Origin of the sequence: Acinetobacter sp. YH12249, from assembly GCF_013417475.1 — a bacterium.
Classification (GTDB): Bacteria; Pseudomonadota; Gammaproteobacteria; order Pseudomonadales; family Moraxellaceae; genus Acinetobacter.
On record NZ_VPDX01000019.1, the window covers coordinates 45152 to 65503 of the forward strand.

Consider the following 20352-nt stretch of genomic DNA (forward strand, 5'->3'; position numbering starts at 1 on the left):
AAAAGGAGGCTGAAATTGGAAAGAAACTACAGCATAGAATCTATGGGCCATTCTACATGGGTTTGTTTTTTAACCATTGGCAAAATATTACATTTCACATAAATTCTAATCAACAAAAAAGCCCACCATTTGGCGAGCTTTTAAATCAATCTAGTGCTTTAACGTACACTTCGATCACTATATCACGAATATCGCATACCCCGTGCGCACAGTCAAACGGTTTTTTTAAACATATCAAAAGTTAAGTGAGGATAGCGACACTTCACAAATGCCAGTCCACACTTCAGGTCTTGGCGGATCTGGAGTACAGAGGTATCGTTGCTTTCAGCGATATCACGCAATGAATTACCCATTACATAATGAGACCACAATGTTGATACCCATTCCTGAACAATTTCATCTTCAATTGTTTTTAATTCAATAATCACTCGCTGAATTGCACGCGCTTCATTGTCATCAATCTGACAGCGAATACCACGGCGCTGAGTGCATAAACGATCCTTAAGCGTTTTATCACTCATGTACATTGCTAGAAGACGTTCACGCTGTTCCTGGGTAATTCGTCGAGTAGGCATAGTTTTCACCATGACCACCATGGTTTCAGTATCCCCATTCATCCAAGCCCCAAACTGACGAAACCAATCCTCAGCACTAAACTTAGTCCAATCCATTGCCTGCATAATCGTTACTGCTGCATTCATCGTATTTCCCCTACCATCTTCTCTATCTGCTGAATCGCGTGACCTGACTTCACTTGATCTGTACTAAACCGTATTACCTGAAAACCCATCATTGTTGCTGCGTTATACTTTTCCATGTCCCCAAGGTAGCCTTTACCCCTTGTGTGCCTTCCTCCGCTCCATATCCCGCCTTCAATCTCTACCAGAATCTTTTTATCAATTAAGTGAAAATCTGCTCTCCACTTGCGATCAGGATGAAAATAAAACTCCTGCTCAAACTTAATTTTTAATGTCTTTAATTCTCTGGCCAGCTTCGCTTCAAACTCATTCGGTACTTTTTCGCCTTTCACCTTAGGGCGTGTGGAGCGCCCTTTCGATCTGGTGGCTTTCACTATTTTTTTGTATTCAGCGATTGAGTAGCTGGTCATGTATCCCCCACAGTACGCACTCCAAATAGCTGTTTGGTCTTTTCTGTAGCCACATACAACCTGGTGCAGTGATTACATCTAAAGGCCAGATATCCCGCCTGAACCAGACCGCGTAATTTTTGATTTAAAGAAGATCTGGTTTTGTCACATACATGCTCTTCAAGCTCAGCTGATGTGACCTCATGTTTAGAGAAGGCCACATACACCAGGATGTCTTTGATTTCTTCGAAACGCTGGATGCTTGGTATGTTCATACCCCACCCCCTGCGCTTTCCTTAAAGCCTTTAATTTTCTGCTTGGCTTCTTCCAGGTACTTCTTAAGCTCATCACCTTGAAGCGGTTGAGTGTCTTTAGGTGAAGACCCATGACCCCACTCACCAAGATCAGCCACAATCTTTTTCTCAATGGCTTTTGGGCGCTCCCAGACTGCTTGCTGTTGCCCCTGTTCGGCATACTCCTTAACTACGTCCACATAGTTATCTTTAAACGCCTCATACGCTAAATAAGAGGCTCTATCGACGTTCTTTGCCCACTGGATCTCGGCAAACAATTCATAGCAGCGGTCATACGCTTCTTTTTCGGCATTTGTGATCGGGTGGTTGTTATCACCAAGCCATTTCACGATATTGCCCAGTGCTGCATGCTTCCCTTTGAATGAATCAACAACACGTTGCTGCTCAGTACCAAAACCTGTAATCCCAAGACACCATTTGCGGAACATGGCTGGATCTGGACAAAAGCCGTTATCACGAACCATGCGAAGGCCAAGATCAATCTGTTCGCGTGAAAGGTCTTCAATGCAGATTTTCATTGCATGGCTGATTGCTTCAATCGGCATACCTTCAAATGTTTTTTCAAAAGAGCGTGGTGCAATTGCCTTGAAGATTCCAACCAGTTGACCTGTCTTGATTGGCTGAACTGCAGTTTGTTGATTAGTAACCATAGCTGTCATTGCCCTGCTCCTCTTTTGCGATCAACTGTTGAATTTCATCCCAGCGAGATGGTTTTGGGTTTTGTTGTCCAGGTGTGAATTGCTGCTTTGGTGCAAACAAACCTTGATAGTTGCCAGTGATTGAAGTTTTCAAAGACTCGTTGCTGCCATCAAATCCCCATTTCTGGAAATCTTTGTAAATCGCATTTAAGGCATTTTTGGTCAGCTTTGTTTTTGCTGTTTGAGAGCGACTAGAAACGTATTGCTCCCAAAGAGAGAAATCACAGAGAAGTGAAAATCTCTCTGAAGTCAGTTTGATTACTTCGTCATAAGATAATTTACGAGCCCTGTCTTTGCGCTCAGCTTCGGCTTTTGCTTTTTCCTGTTTTACAAAGAAAGGAAAATTATAAAAGTTAGCTTCCAAAGGTTTTTTAGAGCGAAGCGACTTAATTAATAGTTCTATAGATAGAGTTCTATAAGTTAGTTCTATTGTGTCTTCAGTTATGGAAGTGGTTAGCACTTCACTTTTGGAAGTGGTGCGCTTCACTTTTGGAAGTGCTTCACTTTTGGAAGTGGTACTTTTGTTTTGAAAGTGCTCAACCAATGAAACCTCATTAATCTGGTATTCATTCCCCTTGCGACTGTTCTCGCTAACAATAGAAATCACACCTAAATCAAGTAATTCCTTAAGGCCTCTTCTAACGGTTGCGGTGCCTAATTTTTTAGAGCCCTCGAGCTTTCCACCTTGCAACTGTGAATAGCTCACATGGTCGGTTATCTTGTCCTTAAAGCCGTTAATACGATCCTCAAGTTCTGCATAGACATTTTTCGCTGCATCACTTAAAAAAGGCCGCACCTCATATCGGTATAACCGACTGGACATGACATAGCCTTTTTCAAACTTGTCAGCCATTTTTTTACCTTTGGAGAATTGGACAATATTGTCCTCATGTTTTTTTAGGGCTGTCATGCGGCTACTCCTTGCTCTAACCACTTCGCAATGCGAGTAATTAATTTTTGAGTAAGTTTTACCTGTGTGAATACCTTTTCACCCGACTCAAATAAGCGAGGTGCAGAGGTCACAACATGAATAAGCTTCTGATCAACAGATTTTTGATAAGCCTGGATTTTTCCGTGTTGGTCACGATATACAACCTTGTGGTCAAGAAGATATTGAACCAACTGGTTTTGACCAACCTTGAGAACTTTTGCGGATTCGCGAATACCAAGCACATTGGTGCAGTCAGCAATGCGATCCAAGCCTTTGGCCTTTGGCTCCAGTACCGCTACTTTTTGAGTAAGCTCAATATTAAGTTTGGCTTGTACTTCGATTGCTTGAAGTAGATGTGCTGGGTTGGTGATGTCGAATTGTCTTTGCTTTAGTACCGCCAAAACATTTTTTCGAACTGATTTTGATTCACGCATGCCAATCAAGGTGCATTGATCAATATTTAAATTGAAACCTTGAGATGTTGTGCCATTAGGATTTCTTACTACGAAAGTTTCGTAGTACTCCCCTTCAAGCTCATCAGCAATACGATTATTAAAATCGTTTAGACGAACAGGCTTTTCATTGAATTCCTTTCGCGCCTGATTAATAACTTCCAACAATTCAATGTTGGACATAGTGTTTTGATTATGATTAAATTGTGTCATCATATTCATGTTTACTTTCCTGTCAGTTAGTGAACAACCGGAAAAGCCTGATCTAGACCATCAGGCTTTTTCTGTTTGTAGAGCTGATAAATACTTTGCACACTCACCTTTCATGGCTTTACGCAAAGACTGAATCTTGTGTTCGATTTCTTCCAGGATGCGATCTGTCTCATCCATTTCAGCAGGTGTTACCACACCATCTTCCAGAGCAGATAAAACTTGCTTATTTGCTGCACCATTCCCAACATTCATACCAAGCAGTGATTCAAGAACACCTAGTTGATGATCTTTTCCTTCCGCTTGCTCTACCGGCATTAATGCAAAACCTAATTTGTGCGCCCACACTTTTAAAGAAGCCGGGTTTTGTGTATAGGTCAGCATTGCTTCAAATGCTTTTAGACTCGGCAAATGGTTTTCCATGTTTGGATTTGCATAATTCAAAATCGTGTTATGAGACACACCAACAACATCAGCAATCTCTTTAGGTGTAATCCCATTTGATTGGTGAATCATCTTGTGTAGCGCGGTTTTACTTTCCTTGGATATATCCATGTGAACACCTTGATTAAGTTCACGTTTATTAAAAACGCTTACTGGTTGATAATTGGTTTAAGCAGTGAGCGATAAAGCTTGATTTCGGATGTAGTCAAAATCCACATCTGGGCACAATAAATCGCAACTCACTCGACCGTTACTTTCCTTGTCAATTTTGATTGCCAGAGAAGCCCCGCACTTGCTGTTGCCATACATAATTTGATTTAAGTAACCAATTGATGTTTGGCAGCGCTTGGCGAATGCTTTTCGCTCACTGAGAGTTAATTGACTTAGATAGTTTTTTAGTTCGGTTGTTTGAGAAGAAGACATTTTAATCTCCTTTACTAATTAATTTAGTAAATACTAATTTTTATCACTTAATAAGTCAATAAACATTTAGTGTTTGCGAATTTACTTTTTACTAAAAAGTCTGTGAAATACTTAAATGGACATAATTTCTTTAAGACGCGCTAATTTGCGCCAGGCTATTGATGCCAAATTAAAATCTGAGGGTTTTTCTTCGGATGCTGCTTTCTGTGAGCATTACGACCTAAATCCAAGCCACATATCTCAACTTGTGAAAGGTCATGGGAGTTTTGGCGAGCGCGCAGCTCGAAATTTAGAGAAAAAGGTTGGCTGGGAAGCTGGATATTTAGATAGAGATATGCCCGGCACTCAGTCTGAAGTGGTTGCACCAGCTTCTAATGTAAGACCGTCAAGAAGAAAACTAAGGAAGATTCCGGTATTAGATTTTGTCCAAGCTGGTATATGGCGGGAAGTTGTATACGACGGCGTTCATCCAAAAGATGAAACATATACAAGTTATGAAGGCAAAGATCCAAACGCTGTTTTCTCGTTAGAAATTGATGGCTTGAGTATGGCGCCTGAATTTATGCCAGGTGATGAAATTGTTGTAGATGCAGCCTTAGATCCAAAGCCTGGTTCATTAGTCGTTGCTCAGGAAATTCAGCATGGTGTAGCAATGACTACATTTAAAAAATACCGTGTTGTTGGGGTCAATGAGCATGGAGTTGATATTATTGAGTTAGTTCCACTAAACCCAGACTTCCCTACTTACAACTCGTCTCAAATTGAAATTTCAATCATTGGTGTCGTGGTTCAGCACCATAAAGACTTTAAGTATTAATAAGAAAGTAAGTCACCGGTGACTTTGTGGAAATAAAAGCCGCTATATGCGGCTTAGTCGGTATTGGAGTGGGGTATGGAGTTTAGCGATTATATTGTTTATGTTGATGAAAGTGGCGACCATACCATAAATGGCTACAACACAAAGTACCCTGTCTTTGTTCTGGCTTTTTGTATTTTTCATAAAAGATATTACACAGAAACTGTAATCAAAAGATTAGAGCAACTTAAATTTAAGCATTTTGGTCACGATATTATCGTGATGCATGAAAGGGATATTCTTAAAGGCACGGGGGAGTTTAAGAATTATTCTTCGAAAGAACAGAAAGAAGCTCTTTTGAGTGACCTTACCGAATTAATGCAAGAAACAAATTTTATTTTAATTTCATGTGTTGTTAGAAAAGATATTTTAATTCAAAGGTATGCTGCTCCCAAAAATCCATATTTTATTGCTTTAGAGTTCGGTTTGGAACGAATCTATAAGTTTTTGGTGGAGAAGAATCAACAAGATAAGAAGACATTTATTGTTTTTGAACAACGCGGATTGCAGGAAGATAGAGATCTAGAGCTTGAATTTAGAAGAGTATGCGATGGAAATAATTATCAAAAAATCTGTCTTCCATTTGAAATTAAAATGGCATCAAAAAAAGTAAATTCATCAGGCTTACAAATTGCTGATTTAGTTGCGCGCCCTATTGGTAACCATGTCTTAAAACCAGACCAGGCTAACAGAGCGTTTGATGTGCTGAAGTATAAATTTTATAGCTCAAACGGACGTAAAGGAGCTGGGGTTGGATATCATGGCTATGGTTTAAAAGTATTTCCCAAATAACAGATAAACAAAAGGCCCTAACATAACGCTAGAGCCTTTCGCCGACTGGGAATCCCCGGTCCATGTGTAACAGTGTAAAACACAAATAAGTAATATGCAATAGTGATTCATTATACCGCAAACCCGAAGCGGACTTTGATCGGGGGGAGAATAGAAAAATGAGCATTCTTAATAATATAGTTTATATGCCATCAGTAAGAACCAGTACATACAATTTAGGGGCTTTGAAAGAGTTAAGTTTAGACGTAAGGTCACAAATAATACCTAGAATTATAGTTAGAGGAGATAATTGCACTGATCTAGATTCGTTTTTAAATGATTGGGGTGAGATGCCCTTATTTTTAGAAGTATCTCAATACTTACTTGATATAGATTGTGATTTAAATATTTCATTAAATGATAATAATAACCATTATTTAAATAAGTTTAATTTTTTCAAGGAGAAATATGAGATTTCAAATAAATTAATTCCTGTAATTAATGAAATTTCTCCCGACAAATTAAGAGATATTGTTCAATTAGGTATTAAAATTTCAAACCACTTTGATTTAGTTGGGATCATATTAGACATATCTACAAATTTTGATAAGAGCTTCAGTATCTTAAATTCTTTATTAGCTGCTTTTTCTGATGAAGCAATTGCAAACACTATATTAATTATTGATGCTGGAAAAATTGATAGTTTAAATCAAATTAATATAGACAACCTAAAAGCGGCATTTAAAATAGTAGAAAATTATAATTTTTATTCTATCATTACTAGTAGTACATCATATCCAATAACCCGTCCATCGGCTGGCGAAACGGCGACTCATACTTGTATTGATCCAGTTTGGCAAAATAGATTTAACAACCAGTTAAATAAAATTGGAAAAAACCTAATATATGGTGATTATGCCGCAACTGATCCATCTGGTGAAGCAATAGAGTTTGACTTTGCAGTACACCCTATTCCGTATGCTACATATCTTTTAAATGACTCTTTTGAATGGTTCACCTTAAGGGAAGGCAAAGGTGGGGAATATGAAAAATTTAGGATCATAGCTCAAAAAATTCGTAATCAAAGTGGCTATCATGGAGATAACTTTTGTTATGCGACTAATCAAATAAAGAGTATTGCTGAGCATACAAGAAAAAAGGCAGGCAATCAGGCTTACTGGAATAAATTAAAAATTAATCAGCATATTAGCGCAATTATTAAATCAAATATTGATGGCTATCTTGGGGCTATTGGATTAACCCATAATGAAGAGGACAGTGATGATGATTAAGACTTTCGCTCTTTTAGTTTTTGTAAAACATAAGGCTTTAATTCATTCAAACTAGAATGTGCTGATAAAACTTCCCGAATTTCATTTTTTGTCATTCGGGATTTTATTTCTTTAATATTATTTAAAGAAGCAAAAGTTAGCAACTCGTCTTTCCAAAGCAAGCCTGATAAATCATAAAAATTTAATTTTGTATTTTCAGCTGCATATCTAACCACAGTAATTGAGCCAGAGTCGTCAACTGCTAAAACCCCTATATGCTTATCGGTAATTTCTAAAGCACGATGCAAATGCTTGCCATGACTACAAAGCCATATTTCTTCAAAAACATTACTATAAGCTGTCATTTGAGAAGTCCATCTCTTTAAGGTATCTTTCTGTGATTTGATTTCAAAACCAACTAAGCGGCCATTTGCTAGTGCTAGATCTGCACGAAATGAACAATCTACAGTAGACTCTGGATCTTTATTCCAAAAGCCGAGTTCATTAATTAAAATATCATTCTGTTTGAGTTCAAACTTATTGTGAACCCAACTTCTTAGAGCTGTCCGAATATCATCCGGCCCTAAAATCTGATTTTTACCCAACATACTCAACCTCTTTAAAAAAGCTTAAGTTTCCCTACTTAAGCGGTCTGAATTTTAGCAGATATCATTAAATTATCAATTGATCAAGCAGAATAAGAAATATCCGCAACGCTGGGTTTTTTTATTTTAAATAGTTTCCAAGACAAAATAGAAATACACCTGGAAGCATACACAGGAAACCTGCAGCCTTTGCATCCATATGATTTTTGACCTTTTTATGTAAGATATGAGGTCCAAAAATGATTCCCGTAAAAGACAAGATAAATCCCATAATTATTAAAAATGCTGACATGCTTCCTACCCTATTATTTTTCTTAATTTTATCCTATGTTAATCACTGGTTATAGGTTTCCTTTTATAAAATTCTTTCTATAATTCAATATCCAATAACAACAATATCAGAACTATGAGAACAGTAACTTTAATTACCCTAATTTTATCCTTGGCTTTTATTGGCTGCCAGAAGCAACCAAGTCAAGATATAGACCCAATCACAACCACAGCAGCTCTTGAGAACTCAGATAACATTCTTAGTAAATACATAGAAAAGCTTGATTCAGAGTTCACCACTCAAGAGGTACGGGTAAAGATTCTTTGTAGGGACTATCCGCATGAATATAAAAACAACTATATGCCTAATTTACTTAAGCTATCACCAGGTGAATACAGTGAGACAGTGCTCTTGGCTGACATGGATCTAGTTCTAGATCACTACAAGCAGACAAGCAATATCCAATGTTAGACGTTTCTTCCTACTGAAATATCGCCCTACTACACTAGGTTCAAGGCCAACCATGGCAAGGCCTGTAATAACAAAGTAAAGCACTACTAACCCACCCCAGCGGTGGTTTTTTCTTTATGTAAGGTAAGTGTAACCTTGTCTTTAAACGCTACATTATAACAATTAGTATAAAGACACCTATGATTCATAAATAGAAAGGTAAGTCTCAATGAAATATCTGTTAGGCGCAGCATTGTTAGGATTAGCAATTACTGGCTGTACTTCAAATCCAAAAAACGAAGTGGTGCAAGAAAAAGTTGTGAGCAATACTCCAGCTGAAACTCAGGTAATTAACTTTACTGGTCCAATGGATCTTACAGTTGAATTGAAATCTTCAGATAATTTTGAAACTGCAGAAATGACAGATAATTCTGGCAAGGTTTATCACCTTAAACGAGCTATTTCAGGAAGTGGTATGCGTTTGGCCAATGATGACGGCGTTTCAATTCACTTCAAAGCTGGTGAAGGTATTGTAGAGTTTATGAAAGACAAACCTATCAGTATTACTGAATACAAAAAATAAGATTTACGCTTTAAGAGAACCCACCTTGTGTGGGTTTTCTTTTTGTCTATTAAAACATAAAAATTAGCAAAGACTTAATTTTCACTAAATTTATTTAGTATTTACTATTGACAGTTTATTTAGTAAATACTAAATTACATTCACAGACAACAAAAAGCCCCAGCGTAGCCTACGACAACTACCTGGAGCATGACCCACACCTAACTGTGAGTGAAATTATTATGAGTCAATCAAAGAAGAATATCAAATTTGCATTCGGTGCAATGCTCACTGCCGGCGCTATAGCCGCAGTCGCATCATTCGCCTTTGCACTTCAACCAGCTAAAACCTCTAGTGAATTGGCAGAGCCTCAAATCAACATCGCTGCAAAGCATTACGAAGTTCAAAGCGTAAATTGCAATCAGATCTGTGTCGCTACTGTCAAAGCTGACGAATACAACATTTATGTCGAGTATGCGTTAGATGATGGCTCGGTTGAGTTTCTGGACATTCTCAATGTCGTACGTCATGAGAAAGCGGTTAATGCCTATGTTGATCGCTATGAGATTGAAAAGATTAATGCTGCGATTGCTGGGGGTGCTAAATGACAGACCTTCACGATCAATTCGCCATGGCTGCAATGCCAGCTCTAATAATGATGGGCCGCACTGAGGAAAAGGTAGCTGAACTAGCTTACAAGCAAGCCGATGCAATGGTCGCTGAGCGTGAAAAAGGTTCAAGCGAAAGCGTGCATAGCGTCAAGCAAGAACTCATTAAAGCCATTAAAGAACAGCACGACATCGATGTTAGTAATCTTCATCTAACAGCTGGCCATCTAATTTTTGTTTTAAAAACTGGTCGAATTACTGCGGGATTATAAAAATGAATACACAAGTAAATCTACAAGAAGTTGAAAGTGCACGTCAAACATGGCTTGAAGCACGTCGTTTGGGTATTGGTGGCTCTGATGTGGCAGCAATCTTAGGTCTAAGCAAATACCGCTCTCCATATCAATTATGGCTGGATAAAACAGGTCGTACCGAAGTTGAAGATTCTCAAAGCGAAGCGTCTTACTGGGGCAATACCCTTGAAGATATCGTGGCAAAAGAATATGCCAAGCGCAATGGCGTGAAGATCCAGCGTGTGAATGCAACTCTGGTACATCCTGAATATGACTGGATGCGCGCCAATATTGACCGCGCCATTATCAATCCTGATATCTCAGGTAATGTCCGTATCAAAGATGGAAAGCTGACTACAGACCGCATCCTGGAATGTAAGACTGCTAACCAGTACCTGGCGAAATTGTGGGGTGATGAGCAGTCAGAACAGGTGCCAGATTACTACCTGACACAAGTGCAGTGGTACATGGGTATTACGGGCGCTTCGATGTGTGGTCTAGGTGTGCTGATCGGTGGCCAGAAATTCCGTAGCTATCAGGTGGCATTTGATCCAGAGCTGTTTGAAATGCTGACAGAAGAGTGCTCCAAGTTCTGGCTTGAGCATGTGCAAAACGATGTGCCTCCTGCTCCAACCACGTTTGATGATGTGCTGCATCGTTGGTCTACACACAATCCCGACCAGGCTGTTCAGGCAGATAACGAACTTGCCAATCTGGTTGCTGAATACAAGGACTTAAATAAGACCATCAAAGAAGCTGGCGCTGAACTGGATGATTTGAAGCTGCAAATCTGCACCCGTATGGAAGATGCAGAAATGATCGTAGCTGAGGATAAACGCCTTGCAACATTCAAATATCAGGAACGTAACACGCTGGATAGCAAGGCTCTGAAAGCAGCCCATCCTGACATCTACGAGCAATTTGTTAAGACTTCAAGCACCCGTGTGCTGCGCATTAATTAAGATTTATAGGTAAAAGAATATGAACTCAATTGTTAAAACAAACCCGAACACCGCTGTTAATTTCTTAACTCCTAACAATCTGCAGGAAGCAATGCAAATTGCTGAAATTCTTGCCGGTTCTGACATCGTGCCTAAAGACTACCAACGTAAGCCAGGCAACATTCTTGTTGCCATGCAATGGGGTGCTGAGATTGGTTTGCAACCACTTCAAGCAATGCAAAACATTGCGGTGATTAATGGCCGCCCTTCTATTTGGGGTGACGCAATGCTCGCCCTTGTGCGTGGATCTGGCTTGCTTGACTTTATTCGTGAAGAACTTTCCGAAGACGGTCAAAAGGCTATCTGTACTGTGAAGCGTAAAGGTGAAGAACCTGCTGTATCCGAATTCAGCATGGAAGATGCGAAACGTGCTGGTCTATCCGGCAAGCAAGGCCCATGGACACAGTATCCAAAACGCATGATGAAGTTGCGTGCTCGTTCTTATGCCCTTCGCGATGTATTCCCAGATGTGTTGAAAGGTATGGCGATTGCTGAGGAAGAGCAGGATAAAGAAATCGATATAACACCAGCTGGCGCACCTGGAACAGAAACCAAGCCGAATACAGGCGCATCTGCTCTGAAAAGCCGCCTGAAAAAGAAAAATGATGCTGTTGATTCTTCAGCTAAAGAGCTGGATCTGAGTGTGTATTACATCAACATCAAGGATGCACGCACATTAAACCAGCTTGAAAAAGTGGGTGAAGAAATTGCAGCACTAAACCTTGGCGAACCAGCCAAGTCTGAAATTGGCGAAGTATTTAAAGAGAAACGCCGTCAATTGAAAGAGCAAGTGAAATTACTTGTTCAGTCGATTGTCAACCAGATCAATGATGCTTCGGACATGAATGCTCTCAACCAGATTATGGAAAACGAATTTGAGCCAGCATCAGGCGAGATGACTGACGAGCAGATCGCACAAATTAATTCTGCTTATGAAGCCCAAGAAGCAGCACTTACACCATAAGGATTGTGATTGCACCCCTCTTCGGGGTGTATCTGGAGTATATAAGCATGATTTTCAAAATTAAAAAGAAACATGAAGCTGGTTTCAAACTTTGGCTGGAAAAGCTGGGTTATGCAAAGAAAGAACTTGCAGATGGTAGCTCTACTTTCTCAGGCAAAGGTACACGCAAATCACTGAGCTATGTGTTTTTAAAGAATGATTTAACAGGTAATGCAGCATGCCAGATGCTATTTGATGAATATGAAATGCATTTGCGCTGCCCGAATGTTTCGAATGAAACCAGCGAAAACTTAGCAAAGATTGTGGCTAATCAGATTATGAAGGTGGCGTGATGGATAGTACTAATCAAGTAGTTAAGCCAACTCCCTATGACGATGCTCAGTTTCTCTGGTGCACTAAATGGTGTGAAGAAAAAGGTTTAAGCCCATACGATGCTAAAAACTGGGCTGATGCGAAATTTGAATATTTAAAACTGCAGGAGAAAAACAGTGACTGAAGTTCAAGAAAACATTGCTGTATCCAAAGGTCAGGAAGAAAACGTTATTGATAGATTTATTGCTGACGGTGGTTTTGATCAGGCTTTTAAAGATGTGTTTGGTTTACCGGAATCAGTACAACAAAGTTTAAAAGAGGTAACTTAATGGCTCGATACACCATCACCGTTGAAGCCGAAAGACCGCCTCAAATTATGCTGGGTCAGACTATCGGTGGTGCAACGGTGAAGGAGCTTAAAGAGGTTGAAGTCGAACTGGTTTCAGCTTCTTATCTGGCTCAAAAATACAATCTGTCAGTGACCACGATTCGAGAAAAATTAGTTTCGATTAATCAAGGCACACAAGGCAAGGCGCTATACAATCCAAAGTTGGCCCATGACCTGCTGACAACCAAAGTTAAAGTAGGCAGACCGAGAGCTAATTAGCTCTCACTGTCGTTAAACATTTCTACCAAATCCTGAGCATCTGGATTGTAATAAGTATTCACCAGCATTGAGATAGTTTTGTGGCCTGTAATTTTGGCTAACACTTCAACCGGTAATTTTCTCACCTTCACCATTCTAGTGATGGCTTCATGTCGTGAATCATGGAAGTTAATATGTGTAAGCCCTGCTCTTTTTTTTGCTCTCATCCATGTAGCACAGCATATCTGCTTATCAATGGGCAGAAGTTTATCTGTTCCTTTAGGTAATAAAGAAAGCAGTCTTTTGGCTTCACCAGATAAAGGCACGTTTCTGGATTCACCATTTTTTGTCATCGGTAAATGCACAAAGCCTTCTTTAATATCCTTCCTACGCATTGCCAGTATTTCACCCTGACGCATGGCGGTCTCCAGAGCAAATCGAAATGCCCATGCTACATAGTGGCGTGATGTTTCTGGTGTTGTGGATCCATCCCAACTTAACGCCTTTAGCAACAATTCTTGATCTTCTTCTGTAATACGCTGGCTTCTGGATTTTTCCTTGCTCGGCATGGTGACCGCATGCCAGACGTTAGAATCAATCAAAAACAGTTCTTTCATGGCATAGGTAAACACGGCTGAATAAATGGCGTGTTCATTCCTGAGTGTTGCTATCTTCACTTCTTTTTTACGGTTATTTCGCCATTCTGCAATGTCAGCAGGCTTGAAATCATAAATAGATTTGTCAGCTAAATTTGGTGCAATCCGGTCAAGGTTTTTAATTTTAAAATTGATAGTCCGTGCAGATCGCATGTGACGACCATGCTCTTGATAGTATCTAGCACAAAGTTCCCTAAATGGATAATTCGGCTTTTCGCCTTGTTCTATTGCCTTTTTACCAGATCGAAGTTCAAGCAATTTATTATAGGCCCACTGTTCACATTCCTTAGCTGTGTCTCGGGTGGCTGAATATCTTTGCTTGTCGAAAGTGACAATGATGCGCCAGCTGGACCCTCGCTGGATGGGTTTGGGTATTTTCATTTTATTGGTGCAGATTTGGTGCAGATTACTTTGCATTTTATCGGTAAAGTAAAAAAATGAAAGGATATAGAAGGGATTTTGTGCAGTTTTGAGTATGGTTTAGTGACGGGATAGGATTAATAGACTGTTTTAAATTATTGTTTTTATTAAAATTAAATCTTTTTATAATTTATTTTTTGTCTTTTTATCAGAAAAGATCATCTAAAATCATTGTATACTACCTACTTTCTTTGTAGCCAAGATCATCATCCCGCGTTGATCAAGCCTGTAGTGAATTTCGATGAGCACCTTAATTCTTGTTACCTCCGCACCGACTTCTATTTATGCCTGGCATGCGCTTGGACTCGCCCAAGCTTTACAACATAAACAGGAAGCTTTCCGTGTATTTTTCTATCAAGATGGCGTGTCGGTCGCAAATGCATTGCAATGGGTGCCCGACGACCAGCGTCATCTCACACGTTCCTGGCAGGATCTGAAGATCCGCTTACCCGTTTGTGTCAGTGCAGCCTTAGCGCGTGGGATTACAGATCAGGAAAATGCTCAACGTCACAATATTCAGCAACATAATCTTGCTGATGGTTTTGAATTGGTCGGTCTAGGCGAGCTTGCTGATGCTGTTCAGTCCTCACAACGTCTAATTCAATTCTAGATGCTTCATTTTTCAGGATGTGTTGCTTTTAAAAGGAATCTTGTGTGAAATCTGTACTTGTTATATTAACTCAAGCCAACCTGAACAGCTTGCAGGTGCATGAAAGTCTGTCTGCCACGATGGTACTGGCGACCTTCGGCGCTGAAGTTAAAGTATTACTCCAAGGCGCAGCCTTGAGTCTTTTACGTTCTGAGCTTCAGTTTGACCAGCTGAAACATGCCTTTAAACTGGCTTCAAATCTGGTGGATAGTTTCGAATTTTATGACCTGACACCTATTCTGGTTGAACAGAAAAATCAGGACTCTCCTTTTGTAAAGCAAAGCGAACAGGAGATTGAGTTGATTGAACTCAATTCAGAATTCGTTCAAAAATTTGATCACGTATTGTATTGGTAAGTTGGTAAGGATGAAGGATAAATAAATGTCAGATCAAACCCTTTACCTGATCCAGTCAGATTATGCAGCGACGGCGTCAGTCCTTGATCAGTTAGCACAGCTCCATGCTTCAGATGATCAGGTGGTCCTGATGGGAGAATCTGTGCTGTATCTGGACCATGCTTTCGTACAGCAACTGCCGCAAGTTTATATCCTAAGAAATGATGCAGAAATTCTGATCTCACCTTTATCGGAAAATGTTACTTTACTCGACTACTCCGAATTTGCAGATCTATGTCTGAAATTTAGTCGCTGCATCTCAATGAAATAATCCATGAGTCAAATATGAATCTAGAACTGGACCAAGATGGTCATTTAGTCGATTACACCATCTGGAATGAAGACGTTGCCCAAGTACTGGCAGATACACTGGAACTTCAACTTACTCCTTGGCATTTTGAAGTGCTACAGGCAGTCCGTCAATTTTATCAGCAGTTTGGGCATTCTCCTGCAACCCGTCCGTTGATTAAGTTTTTGATGAAGACAGTCAACCCGGAAATTAACAATGCCTTATTACAGGAAAAGTTTAATACAGGTCTGGTGGCACGCCATTTAAGCCGACTGGCTGGTATCCCGAAACCGGCGAACTGCTTATAAGTTTTAATCTAAAATATGAATGAAGAAAAAGCCCGTTTTAACGGGCTTTTTCTTATTAAGTTTATCTATGATCTGCATTCACAACTAAATAAAGCTTTAAACCGGAAAATTAAAAACTTTTCTGATCCAATGCATTTAAAGCTTGATCCAGCTGTGGAGAGATTTCAGGCAGAACTTTTTGCAAAAATTCTATTTGAGCTCTCGCCTCTTCTGGAGCAACGACCTGGGCATTCACCAGATTCTGCTGTTGTACCAGCAAACGATCTAGCTGGCGATAGTCTGGTTTTTCACCTTGACTTAAGCCATTCATCATTTGGGTAAAATCCAGATAAAGCTGCTCTCGCTGTTGTAATAAGACCTGCTGTTCAGAATCCACTTCCGGGTGTCCAGCCGTTCTTGCCGGTACAGCTGTTTTAGGATTTAAACTGGAAGTAATCAGTGACTTTGCTGGAAAAGTCATCTGATCATCAGGTTTCAGTATATTGAATTCTGCCTTATAGATATCCTTATGAACCTGATAAGCAATCCCAACCAGAATACCGGTTAATATCATTCCCGCCAGCAGATATAAATTAAGTGTTTTGTTCCTCATATATGCCACCTACAATGCTTAGAGCAACGTTCATAACACATTGCTCTTTTTAAGCCATTATTTGCTACGGCGTAGACCAGTCTGCTGGGGCATAACCGATCCGGACACGCTGTGGATGATTGCCTACAGGTACACTGGTCACTTTATTGCCTGTCGCGAAATCAATTACGGTCACCACATCCGTTTCACTTTCTGAAATGATACAGCTACGGCCATCCGGACTTCGGGTAGCCCAGTATGGTTTACCTGCAGGAATCAATTTTCCGGCAGTCAGACTCTTACGATCGACAATGGTGGCATAATTATCCATCGTGCCCGCAACACAGAGCTTTTCACCGTCTGCACTGATCGATAACCCATGATGACGGGAATCATTTACCCATTTGGTGCGGTCTTTGGGAATACTATCGCTACCTGGCAACTGACCAATACGGGTCACTTTATTCTGGTTTAAGTCATACTCGATCAAACCATTAAAAAATGATACCTGAGCATAGAGTTTGCTTTCATCTTTACTAAAAACCATCGGCCGCACTGAATTAGATAAATCCTTTCGACCAAAAGCATCCAATGCCGGTCTAAAGTCAATTTTTTTAAGTACCTGATGGGTATTGGCATCTGCAATAGTGATATAGCGTTTACCTTTGGTAAAATCTTGCCACTGCGCATCAAGAGAGGTTTCTACATTACCAATGGCCGAGTTCAGAATTTTTTTGCCATTATCAAAGTAGATATTTTCATGCGGTTTATCACCTGTCGCAAAACGGCCAAGCTCCTTACCAGTATGAATATCCAGTACATGCACCACATTTCCGGAAGATGCGGAAACCGCGACACGCTGGCCATCTGGTGAAACTGCCATGTGATCAGCACGAAAGCCTTCTACCGGAGTACGCCAGTTAATCTTGCCTGTCTTGATGTTAATCGAGACCACATCGGCAAAACTTGGACGGGATGCGACCACCGACTGTCCATCTGGTGTGGAATACATATCGTCGACCAGCTGATCATTACCTTCACCCGCAGTAGCTTGAATATAGGTATAGGCAATCAGTTTGATTGGATTGAGATGAATCTCCTTCAGACGCTCCTTACGATCAGGAATCATGTTGATCACACCAACCTTGCCAAAGTCACCTGAAGATCGAATCACTGTGACTGTTCCATCCCAGTTATTACCTACAAAGAAAACTTGCTGGGAATTGGGCGGTTGAGGCAAGGTAGACGAATCTGCCTGTGCAGTTGAAAAGACTGAGAGCATGGCCATCGCGGACAAGCTCATACAGAACCGTGATAATCGTTTTTTCTGGATTTCCATGCGGTATTCTCCATATTTTCTATTTTATTGTTTTTATCTTTGTTCAATCCACAGTCAGGCCGTGGACCTCAATCATCCACTATACAATGAAGAAAAAACCATGCTGAATTTTCCGACAGAATAGAAATATGAGAACCCAGAAAAGTTGAAGCATCCATTGATATGAACGCTTCTAAATGAGGCAGTTTTATTGAAGAATACTTAAAATTTTAGATATCCAATACATCCACAAATTTTGCATCTAGGACCTTAGCCAGATCCAAAGGTTTTAAACCAATATCCAGCCCACGTTTACCCCCACTGACATAGATTTTATTCAGCTGTTCTGCAGATGCATCAATGACAGTTTTCAGGCGTTTTTTCTGCCCAACCGGACTAATCCCACCGACAAGATAACCGGTTAGACGTTCTGCCTGTTTGGGATCAGCCATTTGTAGCTTTTTACAACCAAAGGCTGATGCTACTTTTTTCAGGTTTAACTGATGGTTGACTGGAAGAACTGCTACAAAATACTGCTTCTCATCTGTGACCAATAAGGTTTTAAATACTTCTTCTACTGCCAGCCCTAACTTTTCTGCTGCTTCCAAACCAAAGCTTTTGGCATTGGCATCATGTTCATATTCGTGAATGCTATATTCAATTTTTTGAGATTTTAATAATTTGCATGCAGGTGTCATAACAGCTTCGATAGTATTTTGACGGGATCTTCATTATAGCTTATCAAGTCTGCTTGGGTTTTATTCTGTGATTCTGAATAGCTTATATAATCAATATGTGTTCAAAATACAATCAGATACCATTAGCTTTTAATCCAGAATATCTATTCATATTGCACTTTAACTGAACTTAACTATCCCATTTATCATTGTAATTCCGCATACCATCTTGTTCTTAAGCTTAAAAATTCATCATTTAAAAACATAGGCAACATTCAGATGAATAACAACGCCTATACATGAAGTGCCATTTTGCCAATGTTATTGAGCGAACATAAAGAATTACAAATAAAGGTAAGCTTTAGAAAATTGAGCACATTCGTCAATATTAGATGAGGCCAGTAAAAGATTAATGAAGAATCATAAGTTTTTAATTTTACTTTTACGGCCAGTATCATTTAGCCAATGTTCAGTAGCAATGAGCCTATCTCTTTTTGCAGAAAGATAATGTGTGACTTGCTTTACTAGCGACATAAAATCCATTTAATACCACACTTCAGTTCATACCATTTATCAAATAACTTTTTGATTTTTATTCCAAGTTTGATATTTTAGTTTGCAGAATAATGAATAGAATAAACATTTGATTCATCCAAAAGTATAATGAAAACCCGGTCTTTTACCGATCACCACAATTTTTGATATGAGCAGAGACTTCGAGTAATAATTTTTATTTTTGACAAGCCATTGCCGAATAAACACTCAATTTAAAAGAATTATGAATAAACATTGAGGTCTAACTTACACAGCATAAATGTAACAATTCAGCCAATTCATCTAAAATATAAAAATGATGTAAAAGACGAAGATTTGGTAGTTTTGAACATTGCTAAATGCTTGCAAAGTTTTCATTATATGGCCACTGCGTGGTACATGCTTTTCTATGTCAATTCAAAGAAATTATAAAAATAATGTAGGAATTCATGCCATAATAGGCGAAGTTTGTAGACATCTTGCAAACCTATCCTGAAACTTTTTAACTGGAGCACCATAGATGACTTCGACCATTTTGGTTATTCATGGACCGAATTTAAATTTGCTAGGAAAGCGCGAACCCGAAGTTTATGGTTATTTAACTCTAGAAGATATTAATCAGCAGCTCACTGCTCAGGCTGAAAAAGCTACTTTACAACTTGACACTTTCCAGAGCAACTGGGAAGGCGCAATTGTTGACCGAATTCATCAAGCCCAACAAGACGGCGTGCAATATATCATTATTAATCCTGCTGCCCTGACACATACCTCAGTTGCAGTTCGTGATGCACTTCTTGGCGTGGCAATCCCGTTTATTGAAGTCCACCTGTCTAACGTCCATGCACGTGAGGCATTCCGACATCATTCATATCTATCCGATAAAGCTATTGGCGTGATCTGTGGTCTAGGTGCAAAAGGCTATGCTGCCGCACTCGACTATGTCATTGAAAAAATACAATCTTCTAAACAATCTTAATTAGGAATACTGTCTCATGGATATCCGTAAAATCAAGAAGCTCATCGATTTGATGATTGAATCTGACTTACAGGCGATTGAAGTTAAGGAAGGTGATCAGTCGATCGCTCTGACTCGTCGTAATCCAGTAGTTGCAGCAGCTGTTCCTGCAATGCCTGCACCTGCAGCTGACGTCCCTGCAGCTAAATCTCCTCGTGGTGCAGTTGAAAAATCTCCAATGGTTGGCGTGTTCTATGCGGCTCCAAGCCCAGGCGAAGCACCTTTTGTAAAAATTGGCCAAACTGTTTCTGCTGGCGAAACACTGGGTATCATTGAAGCAATGAAAATCATGAACCCGATTGAAGCAACTCAAAGCGGCGTGATTGAAGAAATTCTGGTGAAAAATGGTGAAGTGATTCAGTTTGGTCAGCCACTTTTCCGTTACCGCGCCTAATCACTTCGGGGATTCAT

33 protein-coding genes are annotated in these 20352 nt (G+C 39.8%); 19 read left to right on the forward strand and 14 right to left on the reverse strand.

The genetic code is table 11. From position 1 onward, the window contains the following. Positions 1-212 precede the first annotated feature (212 nt). From FTV25_RS11010 to FTV25_RS11045, 8 genes are read right to left on the reverse strand one after another with little or no spacing between them, the layout of a single operon-like run. Entirely contained in the window at positions 213-701 is a 489-nt protein-coding gene (locus tag FTV25_RS11010; RefSeq protein WP_159122978.1) for an antiterminator Q family protein, read from the reverse strand. Continuing rightward, a complete protein-coding gene (locus FTV25_RS11015) occupies positions 698-1108 on the reverse strand; it encodes a DUF559 domain-containing protein (RefSeq protein WP_180003553.1) in 411 nt (136 codons plus the stop codon). Before FTV25_RS11015 ends, FTV25_RS11010 begins: the two co-directional genes overlap by 4 nt. Beyond that, positions 1105-1362, reverse strand: coding sequence for a hypothetical protein (locus FTV25_RS11020; protein ID WP_180003569.1), 258 nt, complete (start codon positions 1360-1362; stop codon positions 1105-1107). The genes FTV25_RS11015 and FTV25_RS11020 overlap by 4 nt, the downstream gene beginning before the upstream one ends. Continuing rightward, the gene (locus tag FTV25_RS11025; protein ID WP_180003571.1) at positions 1359-2060 is read right to left on the reverse strand and encodes a hypothetical protein; all 702 of its coding nucleotides are present in this window, start codon (positions 2058-2060) and stop codon (positions 1359-1361) included. Before FTV25_RS11025 ends, FTV25_RS11020 begins: the two co-directional genes overlap by 4 nt. Further along, positions 2041-3009, reverse strand: a complete 969-nt coding sequence (locus FTV25_RS11030; RefSeq protein WP_180003574.1) for a hypothetical protein — start codon at positions 3007-3009, stop codon at positions 2041-2043. The genes FTV25_RS11025 and FTV25_RS11030 overlap by 20 nt, the downstream gene beginning before the upstream one ends. Continuing rightward, positions 3006-3704, reverse strand: coding sequence for a phage antirepressor KilAC domain-containing protein (locus FTV25_RS11035; RefSeq protein ID WP_180003576.1), 699 nt, complete (start codon positions 3702-3704; stop codon positions 3006-3008). Before FTV25_RS11035 ends, FTV25_RS11030 begins: the two co-directional genes overlap by 4 nt. A 51-nt stretch (positions 3705-3755) precedes the next feature. Continuing rightward, positions 3756-4247: a phage regulatory CII family protein gene (locus FTV25_RS11040; RefSeq protein ID WP_180003578.1), complete on the reverse strand. Its 492-nt coding sequence runs from the start codon at positions 4245-4247 to the stop codon at positions 3756-3758. 57 nt (positions 4248-4304) lie between these two features. Continuing rightward, positions 4305-4559, reverse strand: a complete 255-nt coding sequence (locus FTV25_RS11045; RefSeq protein ID WP_180003580.1) for a YdaS family helix-turn-helix protein — start codon at positions 4557-4559, stop codon at positions 4305-4307. A 115-nt stretch (positions 4560-4674) separates the two neighbouring features. Between FTV25_RS11045 and FTV25_RS11050 the strand changes: the two genes are divergently transcribed. From FTV25_RS11050 to FTV25_RS11060, 3 genes are all read left to right on the forward strand, one after another. Next, a complete protein-coding gene (locus FTV25_RS11050) occupies positions 4675-5376 on the forward strand; it encodes a LexA family transcriptional regulator (protein ID WP_180003582.1) in 702 nt (233 codons plus the stop codon). Positions 5377-5451: 75 nt separating this feature from the next. Next, positions 5452-6207, forward strand: coding sequence for a DUF3800 domain-containing protein (locus FTV25_RS11055; protein WP_180003584.1), 756 nt, complete (start codon positions 5452-5454; stop codon positions 6205-6207). Between the two features lie 158 nt (positions 6208-6365). Further along, the gene (locus FTV25_RS11060) at positions 6366-7478 is read left to right on the forward strand and encodes a hypothetical protein (RefSeq protein ID WP_180003586.1); all 1113 of its coding nucleotides are present in this window, start codon (positions 6366-6368) and stop codon (positions 7476-7478) included. Here the strand turns inward: FTV25_RS11060 and FTV25_RS11065 are convergent. Then, the gene (locus tag FTV25_RS11065) at positions 7475-8065 is read right to left on the reverse strand and encodes a sce7726 family protein (RefSeq protein WP_180003588.1); all 591 of its coding nucleotides are present in this window, start codon (positions 8063-8065) and stop codon (positions 7475-7477) included. The two genes, FTV25_RS11060 and FTV25_RS11065, sit on opposite strands and share 4 nt — an antisense overlap. Positions 8066-8183: 118 nt before the next feature. After that, positions 8184-8354, reverse strand: coding sequence for a hypothetical protein (locus FTV25_RS11070; protein ID WP_180003590.1), 171 nt, complete (start codon positions 8352-8354; stop codon positions 8184-8186). Positions 8355-8468: 114 nt separating this feature from the next. Between FTV25_RS11070 and FTV25_RS16200 the strand changes: the two genes are divergently transcribed. The 10 genes from FTV25_RS16200 to FTV25_RS11115 all read left to right on the forward strand — a co-directional run bounded on the left by FTV25_RS16200 (position 8469) and on the right by FTV25_RS11115 (position 13130). Further along, the gene (locus FTV25_RS16200; protein WP_306669827.1) at positions 8469-8804 is read left to right on the forward strand and encodes a hypothetical protein; all 336 of its coding nucleotides are present in this window, start codon (positions 8469-8471) and stop codon (positions 8802-8804) included. Between the two features lie 208 nt (positions 8805-9012). Next, on the forward strand, positions 9013-9366 hold the full coding sequence (locus FTV25_RS11075) for a hypothetical protein (RefSeq protein WP_005104451.1): 354 nt from the start codon (positions 9013-9015) through the stop codon (positions 9364-9366). 221 nt (positions 9367-9587) lie between these two features. Continuing rightward, positions 9588-9953, forward strand: a complete 366-nt coding sequence (locus FTV25_RS11080) for a hypothetical protein (RefSeq protein WP_180003593.1) — start codon at positions 9588-9590, stop codon at positions 9951-9953. Then, positions 9950-10225 carry a hypothetical protein gene (locus FTV25_RS11085; protein WP_180003595.1) on the forward strand — a complete coding sequence of 92 codons (276 nt, stop codon included), beginning with the start codon at positions 9950-9952 and terminating at the stop codon, positions 10223-10225. Before FTV25_RS11080 ends, FTV25_RS11085 begins: the two co-directional genes overlap by 4 nt. Before the next feature lie 2 nt (positions 10226-10227). Next, the gene (locus tag FTV25_RS11090) at positions 10228-11208 is read left to right on the forward strand and encodes a YqaJ viral recombinase family protein (protein WP_180003597.1); all 981 of its coding nucleotides are present in this window, start codon (positions 10228-10230) and stop codon (positions 11206-11208) included. Positions 11209-11299: 91 nt separating this feature from the next. Beyond that, positions 11300-12211 (forward strand): recombinase RecT, encoded by a 912-nt coding sequence (locus tag FTV25_RS11095; protein ID WP_257218954.1) that lies wholly within the window; start codon positions 11300-11302, stop codon positions 12209-12211. A 47-nt stretch (positions 12212-12258) separates the two neighbouring features. Beyond that, entirely contained in the window at positions 12259-12543 is a 285-nt protein-coding gene (locus FTV25_RS11100; RefSeq protein ID WP_257218955.1) for a hypothetical protein, read from the forward strand. After that, complete coding sequence (locus FTV25_RS11105; RefSeq protein ID WP_180003601.1) at positions 12543-12707, forward strand: hypothetical protein; 165 nt, start codon at positions 12543-12545, stop codon at positions 12705-12707. The genes FTV25_RS11100 and FTV25_RS11105 overlap by 1 nt, the downstream gene beginning before the upstream one ends. After that, the gene (locus tag FTV25_RS11110; protein WP_179992479.1) at positions 12700-12852 is read left to right on the forward strand and encodes a hypothetical protein; all 153 of its coding nucleotides are present in this window, start codon (positions 12700-12702) and stop codon (positions 12850-12852) included. Before FTV25_RS11105 ends, FTV25_RS11110 begins: the two co-directional genes overlap by 8 nt. Beyond that, entirely contained in the window at positions 12852-13130 is a 279-nt protein-coding gene (locus FTV25_RS11115; RefSeq protein ID WP_034171181.1) for a hypothetical protein, read from the forward strand. The genes FTV25_RS11110 and FTV25_RS11115 overlap by 1 nt, the downstream gene beginning before the upstream one ends. Here the strand turns inward: FTV25_RS11115 and FTV25_RS11120 are convergent. Further along, positions 13127-14146: a site-specific integrase gene (locus FTV25_RS11120; RefSeq protein WP_034171182.1), complete on the reverse strand. Its 1020-nt coding sequence runs from the start codon at positions 14144-14146 to the stop codon at positions 13127-13129. The two genes, FTV25_RS11115 and FTV25_RS11120, sit on opposite strands and share 4 nt — an antisense overlap. A 280-nt stretch (positions 14147-14426) precedes the next feature. Between FTV25_RS11120 and tusD the strand changes: the two genes are divergently transcribed. Genes tusD through FTV25_RS11140 form a run of 4 tightly spaced genes read left to right on the forward strand, consistent with a single transcriptional unit; the run spans position 14427 to position 15826 of the window. Next, a complete protein-coding gene (gene tusD / locus FTV25_RS11125; RefSeq protein ID WP_166135495.1) occupies positions 14427-14795 on the forward strand; it encodes a sulfurtransferase complex subunit TusD in 369 nt (122 codons plus the stop codon). 44 nt (positions 14796-14839) lie between these two features. Beyond that, positions 14840-15190 carry a hypothetical protein gene (locus tag FTV25_RS11130; protein ID WP_005235449.1) on the forward strand — a complete coding sequence of 117 codons (351 nt, stop codon included), beginning with the start codon at positions 14840-14842 and terminating at the stop codon, positions 15188-15190. Between the two features lie 25 nt (positions 15191-15215). Next, on the forward strand, positions 15216-15500 hold the full coding sequence (locus FTV25_RS11135) for a DsrH/TusB family sulfur metabolism protein (RefSeq protein WP_180003603.1): 285 nt from the start codon (positions 15216-15218) through the stop codon (positions 15498-15500). 14 nt (positions 15501-15514) lie between these two features. Next, a complete protein-coding gene (locus FTV25_RS11140; protein WP_034705617.1) occupies positions 15515-15826 on the forward strand; it encodes a TusE/DsrC/DsvC family sulfur relay protein in 312 nt (103 codons plus the stop codon). Positions 15827-15935: 109 nt separating this feature from the next. Here FTV25_RS11140 and FTV25_RS11145 read toward each other — a convergent pair whose 3' ends face one another. From FTV25_RS11145 to ybaK, 3 genes are all read right to left on the reverse strand, one after another. After that, positions 15936-16418 (reverse strand): hypothetical protein, encoded by a 483-nt coding sequence (locus FTV25_RS11145; RefSeq protein ID WP_180003606.1) that lies wholly within the window; start codon positions 16416-16418, stop codon positions 15936-15938. A gap of 64 nt (positions 16419-16482) precedes the next feature. Beyond that, entirely contained in the window at positions 16483-17736 is a 1254-nt protein-coding gene (locus FTV25_RS11150; protein ID WP_180003608.1) for a YncE family protein, read from the reverse strand. A gap of 209 nt (positions 17737-17945) precedes the next feature. Then, positions 17946-18413 (reverse strand): Cys-tRNA(Pro) deacylase, encoded by a 468-nt coding sequence (ybaK, locus tag FTV25_RS11155; protein WP_180003611.1) that lies wholly within the window; start codon positions 18411-18413, stop codon positions 17946-17948. A 1033-nt stretch (positions 18414-19446) separates the two neighbouring features. Between ybaK and aroQ the strand changes: the two genes are divergently transcribed. Together aroQ and accB are read left to right on the forward strand one after the other, a co-directional pair. Continuing rightward, complete coding sequence (gene aroQ / locus FTV25_RS11160; protein ID WP_004785950.1) at positions 19447-19902, forward strand: type II 3-dehydroquinate dehydratase; 456 nt, start codon at positions 19447-19449, stop codon at positions 19900-19902. 16 nt (positions 19903-19918) lie between these two features. After that, positions 19919-20335: an acetyl-CoA carboxylase biotin carboxyl carrier protein gene (gene accB, locus FTV25_RS11165; RefSeq protein WP_004785952.1), complete on the forward strand. Its 417-nt coding sequence runs from the start codon at positions 19919-19921 to the stop codon at positions 20333-20335. Positions 20336-20352: the final 17 nt, after the last annotated feature.

Bases quoted from the DNA above. Each gene is read 5' to 3' on its own strand.
- FTV25_RS11145 (WP_180003606.1), bottom strand. From the start codon at position 16,418: ATGAGGAACAAAACACTTAATTTATATCTGCTGGCGGGAATGATATTA.
- FTV25_RS11075 (WP_005104451.1), top strand. From the start codon at position 9,013: ATGAAATATCTGTTAGGCGCAGCATTGTTAGGATTAGCAATTACTGGC.
- FTV25_RS11030 (WP_180003574.1), bottom strand. From the start codon at position 3,009: ATGACAGCCCTAAAAAAACATGAGGACAATATTGTCCAATTCTCCAAA.
- FTV25_RS11040 (WP_180003578.1), bottom strand. From the start codon at position 4,247: ATGGATATATCCAAGGAAAGTAAAACCGCGCTACACAAGATGATTCAC.
- FTV25_RS11115 (WP_034171181.1), top strand. From the start codon at position 12,852: ATGGCTCGATACACCATCACCGTTGAAGCCGAAAGACCGCCTCAAATT.
- FTV25_RS11050 (WP_180003582.1), top strand. From the start codon at position 4,675: ATGGACATAATTTCTTTAAGACGCGCTAATTTGCGCCAGGCTATTGAT.
- FTV25_RS11100 (WP_257218955.1), top strand. From the start codon at position 12,259: ATGATTTTCAAAATTAAAAAGAAACATGAAGCTGGTTTCAAACTTTGG.
- FTV25_RS11090 (WP_180003597.1), top strand. From the start codon at position 10,228: ATGAATACACAAGTAAATCTACAAGAAGTTGAAAGTGCACGTCAAACA.
- ybaK (WP_180003611.1), bottom strand. From the start codon at position 18,413: ATGACACCTGCATGCAAATTATTAAAATCTCAAAAAATTGAATATAGC.
- FTV25_RS11045 (WP_180003580.1), bottom strand. From the start codon at position 4,559: ATGTCTTCTTCTCAAACAACCGAACTAAAAAACTATCTAAGTCAATTA.
- FTV25_RS11060 (WP_180003586.1), top strand. From the start codon at position 6,366: ATGAGCATTCTTAATAATATAGTTTATATGCCATCAGTAAGAACCAGT.
- FTV25_RS16200 (WP_306669827.1), top strand. From the start codon at position 8,469: ATGAGAACAGTAACTTTAATTACCCTAATTTTATCCTTGGCTTTTATT.
- FTV25_RS11085 (WP_180003595.1), top strand. From the start codon at position 9,950: ATGACAGACCTTCACGATCAATTCGCCATGGCTGCAATGCCAGCTCTA.
- FTV25_RS11105 (WP_180003601.1), top strand. From the start codon at position 12,543: ATGGATAGTACTAATCAAGTAGTTAAGCCAACTCCCTATGACGATGCT.
- FTV25_RS11120 (WP_034171182.1), bottom strand. From the start codon at position 14,146: ATGAAAATACCCAAACCCATCCAGCGAGGGTCCAGCTGGCGCATCATT.
- FTV25_RS11015 (WP_180003553.1), bottom strand. From the start codon at position 1,108: ATGACCAGCTACTCAATCGCTGAATACAAAAAAATAGTGAAAGCCACC.
- FTV25_RS11150 (WP_180003608.1), bottom strand. From the start codon at position 17,736: ATGGAAATCCAGAAAAAACGATTATCACGGTTCTGTATGAGCTTGTCC.
- FTV25_RS11070 (WP_180003590.1), bottom strand. From the start codon at position 8,354: ATGTCAGCATTTTTAATAATTATGGGATTTATCTTGTCTTTTACGGGA.
- FTV25_RS11135 (WP_180003603.1), top strand. From the start codon at position 15,216: ATGTCAGATCAAACCCTTTACCTGATCCAGTCAGATTATGCAGCGACG.
- FTV25_RS11065 (WP_180003588.1), bottom strand. From the start codon at position 8,065: ATGTTGGGTAAAAATCAGATTTTAGGGCCGGATGATATTCGGACAGCT.
- FTV25_RS11010 (WP_159122978.1), bottom strand. From the start codon at position 701: ATGAATGCAGCAGTAACGATTATGCAGGCAATGGATTGGACTAAGTTT.
- FTV25_RS11035 (WP_180003576.1), bottom strand. From the start codon at position 3,704: ATGAATATGATGACACAATTTAATCATAATCAAAACACTATGTCCAAC.
- FTV25_RS11140 (WP_034705617.1), top strand. From the start codon at position 15,515: ATGAATCTAGAACTGGACCAAGATGGTCATTTAGTCGATTACACCATC.
- tusD (WP_166135495.1), top strand. From the start codon at position 14,427: ATGAGCACCTTAATTCTTGTTACCTCCGCACCGACTTCTATTTATGCC.
- FTV25_RS11020 (WP_180003569.1), bottom strand. From the start codon at position 1,362: ATGAACATACCAAGCATCCAGCGTTTCGAAGAAATCAAAGACATCCTG.
- FTV25_RS11025 (WP_180003571.1), bottom strand. From the start codon at position 2,060: ATGACAGCTATGGTTACTAATCAACAAACTGCAGTTCAGCCAATCAAG.
- FTV25_RS11080 (WP_180003593.1), top strand. From the start codon at position 9,588: ATGAGTCAATCAAAGAAGAATATCAAATTTGCATTCGGTGCAATGCTC.
- FTV25_RS11095 (WP_257218954.1), top strand. From the start codon at position 11,300: ATGCAAATTGCTGAAATTCTTGCCGGTTCTGACATCGTGCCTAAAGAC.
- FTV25_RS11055 (WP_180003584.1), top strand. From the start codon at position 5,452: ATGGAGTTTAGCGATTATATTGTTTATGTTGATGAAAGTGGCGACCAT.
- aroQ (WP_004785950.1), top strand. From the start codon at position 19,447: ATGACTTCGACCATTTTGGTTATTCATGGACCGAATTTAAATTTGCTA.
- accB (WP_004785952.1), top strand. From the start codon at position 19,919: ATGGATATCCGTAAAATCAAGAAGCTCATCGATTTGATGATTGAATCT.